The sequence below is a fragment of the Serratia proteamaculans genome (genome assembly GCF_013337185.1).
GTDB lineage: Bacteria > Pseudomonadota > Gammaproteobacteria > Enterobacterales > Enterobacteriaceae > Serratia > Serratia proteamaculans_D.
Map to the genome: position 1 here is coordinate 446,914 of NZ_SWDE01000001.1, position 12,700 is coordinate 459,613.

The following is a 12,700-nucleotide window of genomic DNA, read 5'->3' on the forward strand; positions in this document are numbered from 1 at the left end:
AATTACTTAGCGCCATTCTGTGCAGGTTTTCGGGCGCCTGATTGAAGGTAGCACCGCTCAATCCGCCATGCTTTATCCGCAGCATGGATCCGTGAGCTGGAACATTAAACGGTGGACGGTAATTGTGTTAGCAACCACTCACAAAACTGCCGGGTATGCGGGCTATGTTCACTGTCGCGGTGGACAAGCCAGGCCCAGTTGGGGCCGCGTACGCTTTGTTCCGTCAGCGGTTGCAACACGCCTTTTGCCTGTGCCTGCTGTGCCAGCAATTGGCTGACCAGCGCGATACCCAGGCCATCGCAGGCGGCATCCAGTAACAGGCCGGGGTCTGAGAAATTCAGCCCGTGGCTGCTTTGTCCGATATTGACGCCGCCCTGAACGGCCCAATGGCTCCAGTCCATCTCGCGTTCACCGTGCAGAGTGGTACGTTGCTCAGCGGTCAGTTTCAGCAGGTCAGGATGGCAAGCAGGATAGAGTCTGTCCTGATGTAATACCTGGAGGCTGCATTCGGCTTGCGCACTGAGATCGTCACGGATCGCCAAATCGACGGTTTCCGTCGCCATCTCCGGCGGGTCGAAGGTGGTGAACAGCCAAAGGTCGATATCCGGGTGCTGCCGATGAAAGCTCTTCAGATTTGGCACCAGCCAGTGGCGGGCAAACGCCGGGGTAGTATTGACGATCAGTTGGTTGGGTTTGCGGTATTGATCCAGACGGCGGATGCCGACCGCCAATTGTTGCAGCATCACCTGGGCGGTGCTGTAGAGATCGTGTCCGGCATCGGTCAGGCTGACACTGCGACCACTACGGAAAAATAGCGGTTGTTCCAGATAGGCTTCCAGGCTGCGTATTTGCTGACTGATGGCCGACTGGGTGAGGTGCAGTTCATCGGCGGCTTGGTGGAAACTGCCCAGACGGGCAGCGGCTTCAAAACCACGTAACGCGTTCATCGGGGGCCAGTGTTTTAGCATTATTGATAAGCCTATCTAATCAGGTGTCTGCTAAATGTATCCTTTGTTATGGCAGCACTGGAAGCTTTAAAATGTATTACATCGAAATCACGCCGTCTTTCACTGAACAGAATACCTTACTTCAATGACGGCAATACAGGAGCAAACCATGTCAACGCGTCGTGAATTTATTAAGCAGGCATCCCTGATTGCCGGTATGAGCCTGACGGCATCCATGGGGCTGACGTTACCGGCCCATGCCGCGCCAGCGGTGCGGGGAGAAGGCTGGCGTATGCCGGATGAAGGCGAAGAGCAGCAACGCGCTTTTATCGCCTTTGGTGCGCAGCGGGACATTTGGGCTGATTATACTGCAGGTGTGCAGGATGCTTTGGGGCGCATTGCGAGAGCGATCGCTCAATATCAACCGTTAACCGTATTTTGCCGTGAGAGTGAACGTCGACTGGCGGAAGAGAAATGCGGCAGCCACAATGTGACCTTTATTGTCACCGAACTTGATGATATTTGGATGCGTGATATTGGCGCCAATTTTGTCGTCAATCAGGCGGGCAAACTGGGGGCAGTAGACTTTAACTTTAACGGCTGGGGCAACAAACAGCAGCACAAATACGATGCGCGTTTGGCGGCGTTTGAAGCCAGTCATTACGGTGTGGCCAACATATGGCGCAGCGGACTGGTGGGGGAAGGCGGCGGTATCGAAGTGGATGGCCACGGCACCGGTATCATGACTGAGAGCAGTTGGGTCAACAAGAACCGTAACCCAGGCTGGAGCCGTGATCGGGTGGAGCAAGAGTTGAAAGAGATGCTCGGGCTGCGCAAAATTATCTGGCTGCCGGGGATTAAGGGGAAAGATATCACCGACGCCCACGTTGATTTCTACGCCCGTTTTGCCAGTCCGGGAGTCGTGGTGGCCAATCTGGACACCGATCCCGACTCTTACGACCATAAAGTGACCCAGGCGCATTTGGCAATCCTCAAACAGGCGACCGATGCCGATGGCCGCAAGTTGCAGATTCATACCATGTCGCCGCCGATGGATCCGCGTCGCAGCCGTTTCAGCAAGGGTAATCCGGATTTTGCTGCGGGATACATCAATTACTTTGTGATCAACGGCGCGGTTATCGCCCCCGAATTTGGCGACCCGGAAGCGGATGGCGAAGCGTTGCGATTATTAACCGAGCTTTATCCGGATCGTGAAGTCGTGCAGTTGAATATTGACGCCATTGCCGCAGGCGGCGGGGGCATACACTGTGTGACCAATCAACTGCCGGCGATTTAAGTCTGGTAACCACGCAGGGCCGACCTGGCCCTGCGATCAACCTTGTGGCCCCAGACCGTGGGTCAGCAGTGTGATGGCGTGGCGGGCGATAACATCGGCGCTCAGAGGATTGTTGTCATCGCGGTGCCATTTGGGCGCGGTGGCCAACGGCAGCAGCGTCATGCCAAACAGGGTGATAAACAGCAAAGAGGGTTCCAGTCCGGCATTCAATTTCCCTTCGGCCTGCCAGCGGATGATCGATTGCAGCGCGCCTTTGCGCTGGGTATCGCCAAAACGCTCGTTCATGCGCTGCTTCAGTACGCCGTTATCACTCATCACCTCACGCAGCCACAGTGGGGGAAACCACGGGTGCTCGCTGGAGATATCAATAAACCGCTGCGCCAGTTGGGTAAATGCGGCCACCGGATCGTCGGTATTGGCGTCAAAAACGCTGCTGGCAGCGAGCCTCACCGGCAGAAAACGTTCGTCGATCAACACATCCAGCAACTGTTCTCGGTTGTGAAAGTAGTAGTGCAGCATGGCAGGAGTCACACCGGCCTCTCGGGCGATGGCGTTCAGTGAGGTTTCGGCAATGCCCTGACGGGCAAACATATTTAGCGCCGTGTTGAGCAGGTGCTCGCGTTTTTCTGCGCCATTAGCGCTGCCGCTGGGGCGACCGGGGCGGCGTGGTTTTTGAACGTTTTGTGCTGTCATCGCGGTGAGATCCATTGACCGGAGAAAAGAATAACCCATATATTAATTACTCGATTAATTAATTACAAGCAGGCTCGGCTAAATGGGTACTGATAACGTAGCAGGTAACGAAGATAGCGGCAGGGCGTCTGAACAGGCGCCCTCGATCCGTTTGCTGTTCTCCGCTCTGCTGCTGGTTATGCTGCTGGCAGCACTCGATCAGACAATTGTGTCTACCGCATTACCGACCATCGTCGGTGAATTCGGAGGTCTGGAGAACCTGTCGTGGGTAGTGACCGCCTATCTGTTGGCATCCACCATCGTGGTGCCGCTGTATGGCAAGTTTGGCGATCTGTTCGGTCGCAAGATAGTGTTGCAGATCGCCATTGTGGTGTTCCTGCTCGGTTCGGTGCTGTGCGGGTTGGCGCAGAATATGACGGAACTTATCCTGATGCGTGCGCTGCAAGGGCTGGGCGGCGGTGGTTTGTTGGTGGTGACCATGGCGGTGGTCGGCGATGTGATCCCACCGGCCGATCGTGGACGCTATCAGGGGTTGTTTGGCGGGGTATTTGGACTGGCGACGGTGGTCGGCCCGCTGATCGGTGGATTGCTGGTGCAGCATTTCTCCTGGCGTTGGATCTTCTATATTAACCTGCCGCTGGGGATTTTCGCGCTGCTGGTGATTGGCGCGGTGTTCCAGTCGAAGGTCAATCGGGTAAAACACGAGATTGATTTTCTCGGGGCCAGCTATCTCGCAGCGGCACTGACCTGCATCATCCTGTTTACCAGCCAGGGCGGCACGGTGATGGCCTGGTCGGACGGTCAACTGTGGTGCATTCTGGCCTTTGGCCTGGTGTCGATAGGCGGGTTTATCTACGAAGAGCGACTGGCGAGCGAGCCGATTATCCCGCTCGACCTGTTCCGTAATCGCACCTTTGTCTTGTGCGCCCTGATCGGTTTTATCGTCGGTATGTCGCTGTTTGGATCGGTGACTTTCCTGCCGCTGTATCTGCAGGTCGTGAAGGATTCCACGCCTACCCAGGCCGGGATGCAGCTGCTGCCGCTGATGGGTGGGATTATGCTTAGCTCGATTATCAGCGGTCGGCTGATCAGCAAGCGCGGCAAATACCGCATTTTCCCGATTATCGGCACCCTGTGCGCCCTGGCAGGTATGGTGTTGCTGGGGACGTTGAAAAACTCGACCCCGGTGCATTTGCTGTACCTCTACATCAGCCTGCTGGGGTTGGGGCTGGGTATGGTGATGCAGGTGATGATCCTGGCGGCTCAAAACAGCGTAGAGCCAAAGCATATGGGGGTCGCGACCTCTAGTGCCACGCTGTTCCGCTCCATTGGCGGCTCTATCGGCGTGGCGGTGTTTGGCGCGATTTTTACCAATGTGCTGCACAGCCGTCTGGCTAGCTTGCTGCCGGAGGGCGCAGAACTGCCGCGTTCACTGGGGGCTGATGCCGTGCACCATTTGCCGGCGCAATTGCAAAACGACTACCTGCAGGCCTTCGGCGGTGCGATCCACTCGGTTTACCAGATTGCGGCGGGGGTGATGGCGTTGGCCTTTGCCTTGACCTGGCTGTTGAAAGACGTGCCTCTGCGCAAGAAATAAACCCTGAGCCGGTGCGTGAAATGCGTGCGCACCGGCTTTCCACATGCTCTGCGATGCACTTTTACTGAATCCTTACGCAACCCTGTCAGACTAAAAACGTCGCTTTCTATATATTGAGAATAAACGTTCTCAATAGGATAGAAAGTCGATGCAAAGGAAAAAGGTTTTACTGGTCAGCCTGTCGCTGTTGTTGTCTGCCTGTGATGGCCAGACCGGCAGTGCTCCGGCCGGTGCAGCCGGCGCGCCGGAGGTGGGTGTGGCAACATTGCACAGCCAGCCGGTCACGCTGAGCAGTGACCTGACGGGCCGGGTCAATGCCACCATGACCTCGGATGTTCGTCCGCAGGTGGAAGGCATTATCAAGGCACGCCTGTTTACCGAAGGTGCGGAGGTCAAAGCCGGGCAGGTGCTGTATCAAATCGATCCCGCGACCTACCAGGCCAGTTACGATCAGGCCGCTGCCCAGTTGAAAAGTGCCCAGGCCACGGTGAAGTCCAGCCGCCTGAAGGCGCAGCGCTATGCCGCACTGGTGAAGGAGAATGGCGTCTCCAAACAGGATGCGGATGATGCGATGGCAACCTATCTGGAGGCCGTAGCCGCCGTCGCGCAGTATCAGGCGGCGCTGGAAACCAGCAAAATCAATCTTGCCTATACCCAGGTACGCGCGCCGATTTCCGGCCGTATTGGTATTTCTTCGGTCACGCCGGGGGCGCTGGTCACTGCCAGCCAAACCGATGCACTGGCAACCATTCGCGCACTCGATCCTGTCTATGTCGATCTCACTCAGTCCAGCAGTCAACTGCTCAAATTGCGCAGGCAGCAGGCTTCATTGCAGCGTGACAATGTCACTCCGGTGGCGATCAAACTCGAAGATGGCACGCCCTACAGCCACCCCGGCAAGCTGGAGCTGACGGAAGTGTCGGTGGATGAATCTACCGGTTCTGTCACCCTGCGTGCCGTGTTCCCTAACCCTGAGCACGAATTACTGCCAGGCATGTATGTTCATGCCACCCTGGACAACGGGGTCGATCCCAAAGGCATTCTGGCACCGCAACAGGGCATTACCCGCAATGCCAGGGGCGAGGCAACCGCGTTGGTGGTTAACGCGCAAAACAAAGTGGAACAACGCACCCTCACCACCGGACAGGTTATCGGCAGCAGTTGGCTGATCAGCAAAGGGCTGAATGCCGGCGACCGACTGATCGTCGAAGGCACGAATAAGGTGGCCGTCGGCGTTGAGGTCAAGGCAGTTGAAGTACAAAAGCAGGCAAATACGGCTGCGACTAACGGCGGGGACCAATAACCATGGCGCAGTTCTTCATTCGCCGCCCGGTGTTTGCCTGGGTGATTGCGATCATCATCATGCTGTGTGGCCTAATGTCGATCAACTCGCTGCCCATCTCGCAATATCCGGACGTCTCCCCACCACAGATTTCCATTTCCGCCACCTATCCGGGGGCTGATGCGGAAACCCTGGAAAATAGCGTTACCCAGGTGATTGAGCAGCAGCTGACGGGGCTTGATGGGCTACTTTATTTTTCAGCTACCAGCAGCTCCAATGGTTCGGTAAGCATTAACGTGACCTTTGATCAGGGCACCGATCCAGATATCGCTCAGGTGCAGGTGCAGAACAAGGTACAGCAGGCGGAAAGCCGTCTGCCGACCGAGGTGACCGCCCAAGGTGTAACGGTCAAGAAATCCCAGAGCAGTTTTTTGCTGATCGTCGGGCTGTATGATGAAACCGACAAGGCCAGTATGGCGGACATTTCCGACTATCTGGTGAGCAACATTCAGGATCCGCTGTCGCGCATTGACGGCGTCGGCGACGTGCAGGTATTCGGGTCAGAATACGCGATGCGCATCTGGCTGAACCCGACCAAGCTGGCGTCTTTTTCGCTGATGCCCTCCGATGTGGAAACGGCGATTGAGGCGCAAAACACCCAGATTTCTGCCGGTAAAGTCGGCGATTTGCCTTCAGGTGCCGATCAGCAACTGACCGCCACGGTGAAGGCGCAGTCGCGGCTGCAAACGCCGGAGCAGTTCCGCAATATTATCCTGAAAAGCGACAGCAGCGGAGCCTTGGTGCGCCTGGGCGATGTGGCGCGGGTTGAGCTGGGCAACGAAGATTATTCCTCCAGCGCCCGCCTTAATGGTCACCCGGCCTCAGGGATTGCCGTCAAGCTGGCCGCCGGGGCCAATGCGCTCAATACCGCCAAACTGGTCAAGGCCAAGGTGGCGGAATACCAAACCTCGATGCCCAATGGCTACAAGGTGGCCTACCCGAAAGACAGCACCGACTTTATTAATATCTCGATCGAAGAAGTGGTGAAAACGCTGATCGAGGCGGTGGTGTTGGTGGTGATCGTGATGTTTGTCTTCCTGCAGAATTTGCGTACCACGCTGATCCCGACTATTACCGTGCCGGTGGTGCTGTTGGGTACCTTCGGCGTGCTGGCCGCCTTCGGCTATTCAATCAACACCCTGACGCTGTTTGGCATGGTGCTGGCAATCGGGCTATTGGTGGATGACGCCATCGTGGTGGTGGAGAACGTCGAGCGCGTGATGCGGGAAGAGAAATTGCCGCCGCGCGAGGCAACCGAAAAATCGATGAAGGAAATCACCGGCGCACTGGTCGGTATTGCCATGGTGCTTTCGGCAGTCTTCCTGCCGATGGCGTTTTTCGGCGGTTCCACCGGGGTGATCTACCGCCAGTTCTCGGTCACTATCGTGGCTTCTATGGTGTTGTCGGTGATCCTGGCGTTAACGCTGGCTCCGGCACTGTGCGCCACCTTGCTGAAACCTGCGCATGATGATCTGACCAACAAGGGCCTGCTGGGCAAATTCAACCGTGGCTATAACCGCCTGCAGGAGAAATATGCCGATAAGGTCGGCAGGGTGATCCACAGCCCAATGCGCTATCTGTTGCTGTACGGCCTGTTGTTGATTGCCGCCGCCCTGATGTATATGCGCCTGCCGACCGGTTTTCTGCCCAACGAAGATCAGGGGGTGGTGATGGTGCAGTATACGCTGCCGGCCGGTGCCACCAATGCCCGTACCTCGGCGGTCAGCGATGAAGTAAAAGATTATTTCCTCAACGATGAGAAGGCCAACGTCAGCACTATTTTCACCATTAACGGCTTTGGTTTCAGCGGCAGTGGGCAAAACGCTGGTATGGCCTTCGTCAGCCTGAAAGACTGGAGTTTACGCTCCGGCAGTGCCAATACCGCCGATGCGATTGCCAAGCGTGCGATGGCGCACTTCGCCAAGATCCGTGACGCACAGGTGTTCTCGATGAGCCCTCCGGCGATTGACGGTTTTGGTCAGTCTGACGGTTTCACCTTCGAACTGCAGGCCAAAGGCGCAACCACCCGCGCAGAGCTGCAGGTGATGCGTGACCAGATTATCGCTGCAGCGGGGAAAAACCCCAGCCTGAGCGCGGTACGCGCCAACACCTTGCCGGATACCCCGCAGCTGCAGGTGGAGATCGACAATGACAAACTGCAGGCGTTGGGGCTGAGCAATAGCGACGTCAGCAGCACGCTGACCAGCGCCTTCGGCAGCACCTATGTTAACGACTTTATCGACCGCAACCGGGTGAAAAAAGTCTATATGCAGGGGGATGTCGAGTACCGCTCAAAACCGGAAGATCTCGACAAATGGTTTGTACGGGGCACATCCAGCAGCGGTAGCACCAGCATGACGCCGTTCTCGGCCTTTGCCGCGTCACACTGGATCTACGGGCCGGAAAACCTGTCGCGCTATAACGGCCTGTCGTCGTTTGAGATCACCGGCCAAGGCGCGCCCGGCACCAGTTCCGGTACTGCGATGGATGAGATGGCAAAGCTGGCGGCTAAGTTCTCTTCTGCCAGCAGCTTCTCCTGGAGCGGCCTTTCTTATCAGGAGCGCTTGACCAGCGGGCAGGCTGGATCCCTGTATGCCATTTCACTGGTGGTGGTGTTCCTGTGCCTTGCCGCCCTGTACGAAAGCTGGTCAATTCCGTTTGCCGTGATGATGGTGGTGCCGATGGGCGTAGTTGGCTCGTTGTTAGCGATCACGCTGCGTGGCCTGGAAAACGATATTTACTTCCAGGTGGCACTGTTGACCATCATTGGTCTGTCGGCCAAGAACGCCATTCTGATCGTCGAATTCGCCGAAGAGAAATACCAGCGGGGTGAAACCTTGATCGCCGCGGCGGTTGAGGCATCCCGCATGCGTTTACGTCCGATTTTGATGACCTCCCTGGCGTTTAGCGCCGGCGTGTTGCCGCTGGCGGTGTCCAGCGGTGCCGGGGCCAACAGCCGCATCGCCATCGGTACCGGGATCATTGGCGGCACTATCACGGCGACGTTACTGGCGATCTTCTTTGTTCCGTTGTTCTACGTTTTGGTACGCCGGATGTTTTCACGCAAAACAACCGTCGCCAAACCGTTGGAAAACACTGCGCCACAGGCAGGAGAATAATGTGTTGCAACGTTTAATCATTCTGACATTCCCGCTGTTACTGGCGGGGTGTATCTCGCTGGATCCGAACTATCAGCGTCCGCAGGCACCGGTACCCACCACCATGCCACAGGGGGAGGCTTATACTGCGCCTTCCGGTAAATTATCACTGAGCTATCCGGACATTCCGTGGCGTGACTATGTGGTCGACGCCAAACTGCGGCAGGTGGTAGAGATGGGGCTGAGCAGCAGCCGAGATCTGCGTGAAGCCATTGCCAATATTGAATCGGCGCGGGCGCTCTACGGCGAGCAGCGCTCCGATTTGTTCCCGACCATTAACGCCGGTGTGGACGGCAGCCGTGGGCGGGCACTGACCGGTAACGGTAACGCCACCGCAATCAGCCAGAGCTACGAAGCCACGGCCGGCACCAGTGCATTTGAGCTGGATCTGTTCGGCAAGAACCGCAGTTTGTCACGCTCGACCTTTGAAACCTATTTGGCGGAGTCGGAAGCGGCCAAAAGCACTCGCCTGACGTTGATCGCCGATATCGTCACCGACTGGGTAAACCTGGCGGCGGAACGCAGCAATCTGGCTGCGGCCAAAAGCACCATGGAAAGCGCCAGATTGTCGCTGGCGGTGACGCGCAAAAACCAGCAAAACGGCATTCTGTCGATGGTTGATGTCGCTACCGCAGACACCGTGTATCAGCAGGCGCGTTCGGACGTGGCCAGCTACACCACCAGCGCCGCACAGGCGAAAAACGCGCTGGATCTGGTGGTGGGGCAAAGCGTACCTGAGAGCCTGTTGCCGACGGATATCGCAGCATTGTCCGGCATAATGAAAGATATCCCGGCGAATCTGTCTTCACAGGTGCTGCTGAACCGCCCGGATGTACTGGAGGCCGAGCATAACCTGAAGGCGGCCAACGCCAATATCGGTTCTGCCCGCGCGGCATTTTTCCCGTCTATCAGTCTGACGGCCAGCGGTGGCATAGGCAGCGGGGAGTTGTCATCACTGTTCAGCAAGGGGGCGGGTGTCTGGTCATTTGCACCGAGTATCAGCCTGCCGATCTTCACCGGCGGCTATAACACCGCCCAGTTGAATTACACCAAGGCGCAGAAAGACCTGTACGTTGCCACCTACGAGAAAGCGGTGCAGACGGCATTCCAGGAGACCGCCGATGCCCTGGCGCGTAAAGGCACTATTCAGGAACAGTTAGCGGCGCAAACCGGCTATGTGGCGGCTTCGCAGGAATATTATCGCCTGGCAGAGCTGCGTTATCGCCACGGGGTGGATACCTATCTGACGATGCTTGACGCGCAGCGCACCTTGTATAGCGCTCGGCAGTCGTTGATTACCACCCAGCAAACCGAATATCAGAACCTGATCACGCTGTATAAAGTGCTTGGGGGTGGTATTAGCGCAGAGAAGCAGGGCGATGGAGTTATTGCCAATAATGGCTCCCTGACCCAATAAAATTTACTGCAAGCAACAATGCTAATACGCAGGATGCCGACAACATTCCGCGTATTTTTATATCCACTCTGTGGTGAAAGTGTAAAGAAAAGGAAAATCACTTTGCCTTACAGAACTCGCTACCTTAAGAAAGGTCTGAATATTATCGCATCATTCTCGCGGCCAAATAGTTTGAGGTTGAAATGGAAAGTGATATTCAGCAGCAGGTCATTTCAGTGGTCGATCGCTATAACGCACCGGGCCTTCTCAAAAGGGGCATCGACGTGACTCTCAATACCGAAATAAACAAAGAGCTAAACCTGTCGTTGCCGATGTCGGAGACGCTGATGCATGGCTACTTCGTTGCCTTCCAAATAGACTGCAGTAATTACAATCATGAGCTCTATTTTCGTCAGGAGTCTAAATCAGTGTCATTATTTTCCCCATCATCCCGACGTAGTAATCATTGGGATCTTGAGATGGAAAGGATCCGGCCCTTGTATGTTTATATGCTGGTGCGATCCGCCCGCGCAAAACGTTGGCTCTATGACATTCACTTTCTGATTGAACAATTAAAGTAATCTTGGGTGGTTGGCGGAATAATTAACCCACGAAAAGTCAAAATAAAATATGGCCCGCAGCTGTGTTGCGGGCCTTTTTATTGCCTTATTCCGCCAGCAGTTCGGCAAATTTCGCCAGCCATTGCGGATGTGCCGGCCATGCCGGGGCGGTCACCAGATTGCCATCAACATGGGCCTGATCGATGCCGATGTCGGCAAAGTGTCCGCCAGCCAGCTGTACTTCTGGCGCGCAGGCCGGGTAGGCACTGCAGGTTCTGCCTTTCAACACGCCGGCGGCGGCCAGCAGCTGCGGGCCATGACAGACGGCTGCGATGGGCTTGCGTGCGGCGTCAAAAGCCTGCACCAGTTTGATGACCTGCGGATTCAGTCGCAGATACTCTGGCGCTCGGCCTCCGGGGATCAACAGGGCGTCATAGTCTGCTTCTTTGGCGGCCGAAAAATCGGCGTTCAGGGTGAAACGGTGGCCGGGTTTTTCGCTGTAGGTTTGCGCGCCGTCAAAATCATGGATCGCCGTCATGATGTAGTCGCCTATGGCCTTATCGGGGCACACGGCATCCACCTGATGACCTATCATTTGTAACGCCTGAAACGGCACCATGGTTTCATAATCTTCGGCGTAATCGCCGACCAGCATCAGGATCTTTTTCTTGCTCATCAGGGGCTCTCCGGGAGGGGAAATGATCCCTAACATATAGCCCATCGGAACGTGGATCGCGAACTCACACCTCGTAAAAATGCATTGTTGAGCCTGCTTGACAGGTTATTCATAAAACACTCACGGTTTATTGATGCAGCCTATTCATAGTGCGGACTTGGAATATGGCCATGAATCTTGGACATGGTTGAAGGGTTCGTTGAAGAGGCAAGAAATGAAAAGCAGGAAATTGATTTGGCAAATGGCATGTCTGTTGGGTTCCATCACGGCTGCAGGTGCACACGCCGATAATACTGGCTCTTCCCAGAAGAGCGTAATAATGGGGCTGGGAGCACGCTATTCCCCTAGCTACAGTGGGTCAGATGAATGGCATACGCAAGTTGCACCGGCATTGCAAGTGCGGGATGGCATGTATTTCTTTGACACTTTAAAAGGGGTTGGGTATGACCTGCGCAGTGACAATGGGTTCTACCTGGAACACACCCTTGGCTATGATCTGGGGCGTGCGGATCAGGACAGCTCCTGGCGTGCCGGTTCTGACAAACTGAAAGGCATGGGCAATATTAAAGCGACTGTCAATACATCAATTGCAGCAGGGTGGATGGTGGAGCCGTGGTTATCTCTGGAAGGGCTGGCAACACTTCCGCTCAGTGATGGACAGGGGGTTCACTATAGAACCTCCGTCACCGCTATTCCTGTGCAAAATGCCAATGACAGCATCGCGTTTCAAGTGTCGGCCCTGTTTGGAGACAGCCGTTATATGAACACTTTTTATGGCGTGAGTGATAATCAAAGCATGCGCTCAGGCTATCATCGTTACCACGCTGCCGGTGGCCTCTTCGGGGTAGAAAGTGAATTAAGCTGGAGCCATCAATTCACCCCGCAATGGGGGGGCGCTCTTAGTGTCGGTTACACCTGGCTTGGCGACCATGCGGCGAATAGTCCGATTGTATACCAGCGCGATCAGCCCACGGTCACCGCCGCCATAACTTATGCTTTCACTCTCTAATCGGGAGATGGGGTGAGACCTTTAC

At 55.8% G+C, this 12,700-nt stretch carries 10 protein-coding genes; 7 read left to right on the forward strand and 3 right to left on the reverse strand.

The window, feature by feature from the left end; all coding sequences use genetic code 11:
* Positions 1-104 precede the first annotated feature (104 nt).
* On the reverse strand, positions 105-968 hold the full coding sequence (locus FCL49_RS02140; RefSeq protein ID WP_174352219.1) for a LysR family transcriptional regulator: 864 nt from the start codon (positions 966-968) through the stop codon (positions 105-107).
* Between the two features lie 148 nt (positions 969-1,116).
* Between FCL49_RS02140 and FCL49_RS02145 the strand changes: the two genes are divergently transcribed.
* Positions 1,117-2,244, forward strand: coding sequence for an agmatine deiminase family protein (locus tag FCL49_RS02145; protein ID WP_174352220.1), 1,128 nt, complete (start codon positions 1,117-1,119; stop codon positions 2,242-2,244).
* A gap of 36 nt (positions 2,245-2,280) precedes the next feature.
* On the opposite strand, the gene FCL49_RS02150 is transcribed toward FCL49_RS02145, so the two are convergent.
* Positions 2,281-2,976 (reverse strand): TetR/AcrR family transcriptional regulator, encoded by a 696-nt coding sequence (locus FCL49_RS02150; RefSeq protein WP_174352221.1) that lies wholly within the window; start codon positions 2,974-2,976, stop codon positions 2,281-2,283.
* A 43-nt stretch (positions 2,977-3,019) separates the two neighbouring features.
* On the opposite strand from FCL49_RS02150, the gene FCL49_RS02155 reads away from it, so the two are divergent.
* From FCL49_RS02155 to FCL49_RS02175, 5 genes are all read left to right on the forward strand, one after another.
* On the forward strand, positions 3,020-4,534 hold the full coding sequence (locus FCL49_RS02155) for an MDR family MFS transporter (protein WP_174352222.1): 1,515 nt from the start codon (positions 3,020-3,022) through the stop codon (positions 4,532-4,534).
* A gap of 148 nt (positions 4,535-4,682) precedes the next feature.
* Positions 4,683-5,837 carry an efflux RND transporter periplasmic adaptor subunit gene (locus tag FCL49_RS02160; protein WP_174352223.1) on the forward strand — a complete coding sequence of 385 codons (1,155 nt, stop codon included), beginning with the start codon at positions 4,683-4,685 and terminating at the stop codon, positions 5,835-5,837.
* Positions 5,838-5,839: 2 nt separating this feature from the next.
* Positions 5,840-8,995 (forward strand): efflux RND transporter permease subunit, encoded by a 3,156-nt coding sequence (locus FCL49_RS02165; protein WP_174352224.1) that lies wholly within the window; start codon positions 5,840-5,842, stop codon positions 8,993-8,995.
* A 1-nt stretch (position 8,996) separates the two neighbouring features.
* Positions 8,997-10,451, forward strand: a complete 1,455-nt coding sequence (locus FCL49_RS02170) for an efflux transporter outer membrane subunit (RefSeq protein ID WP_368040101.1) — start codon at positions 8,997-8,999, stop codon at positions 10,449-10,451.
* 182 nt (positions 10,452-10,633) lie between these two features.
* The gene (locus FCL49_RS02175) at positions 10,634-11,011 is read left to right on the forward strand and encodes a DUF1493 family protein (RefSeq protein WP_174352225.1); all 378 of its coding nucleotides are present in this window, start codon (positions 10,634-10,636) and stop codon (positions 11,009-11,011) included.
* An 85-nt stretch (positions 11,012-11,096) separates the two neighbouring features.
* Here FCL49_RS02175 and FCL49_RS02180 read toward each other — a convergent pair whose 3' ends face one another.
* Positions 11,097-11,666, reverse strand: a complete 570-nt coding sequence (locus tag FCL49_RS02180; RefSeq protein WP_017892877.1) for a DJ-1/PfpI family protein — start codon at positions 11,664-11,666, stop codon at positions 11,097-11,099.
* Positions 11,667-11,880: 214 nt separating this feature from the next.
* Here FCL49_RS02180 and FCL49_RS02185 point away from each other — a divergent pair, with 214 nt between their 5' ends.
* Entirely contained in the window at positions 11,881-12,675 is a 795-nt protein-coding gene (locus FCL49_RS02185; protein ID WP_174352226.1) for a MipA/OmpV family protein, read from the forward strand.
* Positions 12,676-12,700 lie beyond the last annotated feature (25 nt).

Excerpts from the sequence above, each read along its gene's own strand:
- FCL49_RS02155 (WP_174352222.1), top strand. The coding sequence starts at position 3,020 with ATGGGTACTGATAACGTAGCAGGTAACGAAGATAGCGGCAGGGCGTCT.
- FCL49_RS02160 (WP_174352223.1), top strand. The coding sequence starts at position 4,683 with ATGCAAAGGAAAAAGGTTTTACTGGTCAGCCTGTCGCTGTTGTTGTCT.
- FCL49_RS02175 (WP_174352225.1), top strand. The coding sequence starts at position 10,634 with ATGGAAAGTGATATTCAGCAGCAGGTCATTTCAGTGGTCGATCGCTAT.
- FCL49_RS02150 (WP_174352221.1), bottom strand. The coding sequence starts at position 2,976 with ATGGGTTATTCTTTTCTCCGGTCAATGGATCTCACCGCGATGACAGCA.
- FCL49_RS02145 (WP_174352220.1), top strand. The coding sequence starts at position 1,117 with ATGTCAACGCGTCGTGAATTTATTAAGCAGGCATCCCTGATTGCCGGT.
- FCL49_RS02140 (WP_174352219.1), bottom strand. The coding sequence starts at position 968 with ATGCTAAAACACTGGCCCCCGATGAACGCGTTACGTGGTTTTGAAGCC.
- FCL49_RS02165 (WP_174352224.1), top strand. The coding sequence starts at position 5,840 with ATGGCGCAGTTCTTCATTCGCCGCCCGGTGTTTGCCTGGGTGATTGCG.
- FCL49_RS02180 (WP_017892877.1), bottom strand. The coding sequence starts at position 11,666 with ATGAGCAAGAAAAAGATCCTGATGCTGGTCGGCGATTACGCCGAAGAT.
- FCL49_RS02185 (WP_174352226.1), top strand. The coding sequence starts at position 11,881 with ATGAAAAGCAGGAAATTGATTTGGCAAATGGCATGTCTGTTGGGTTCC.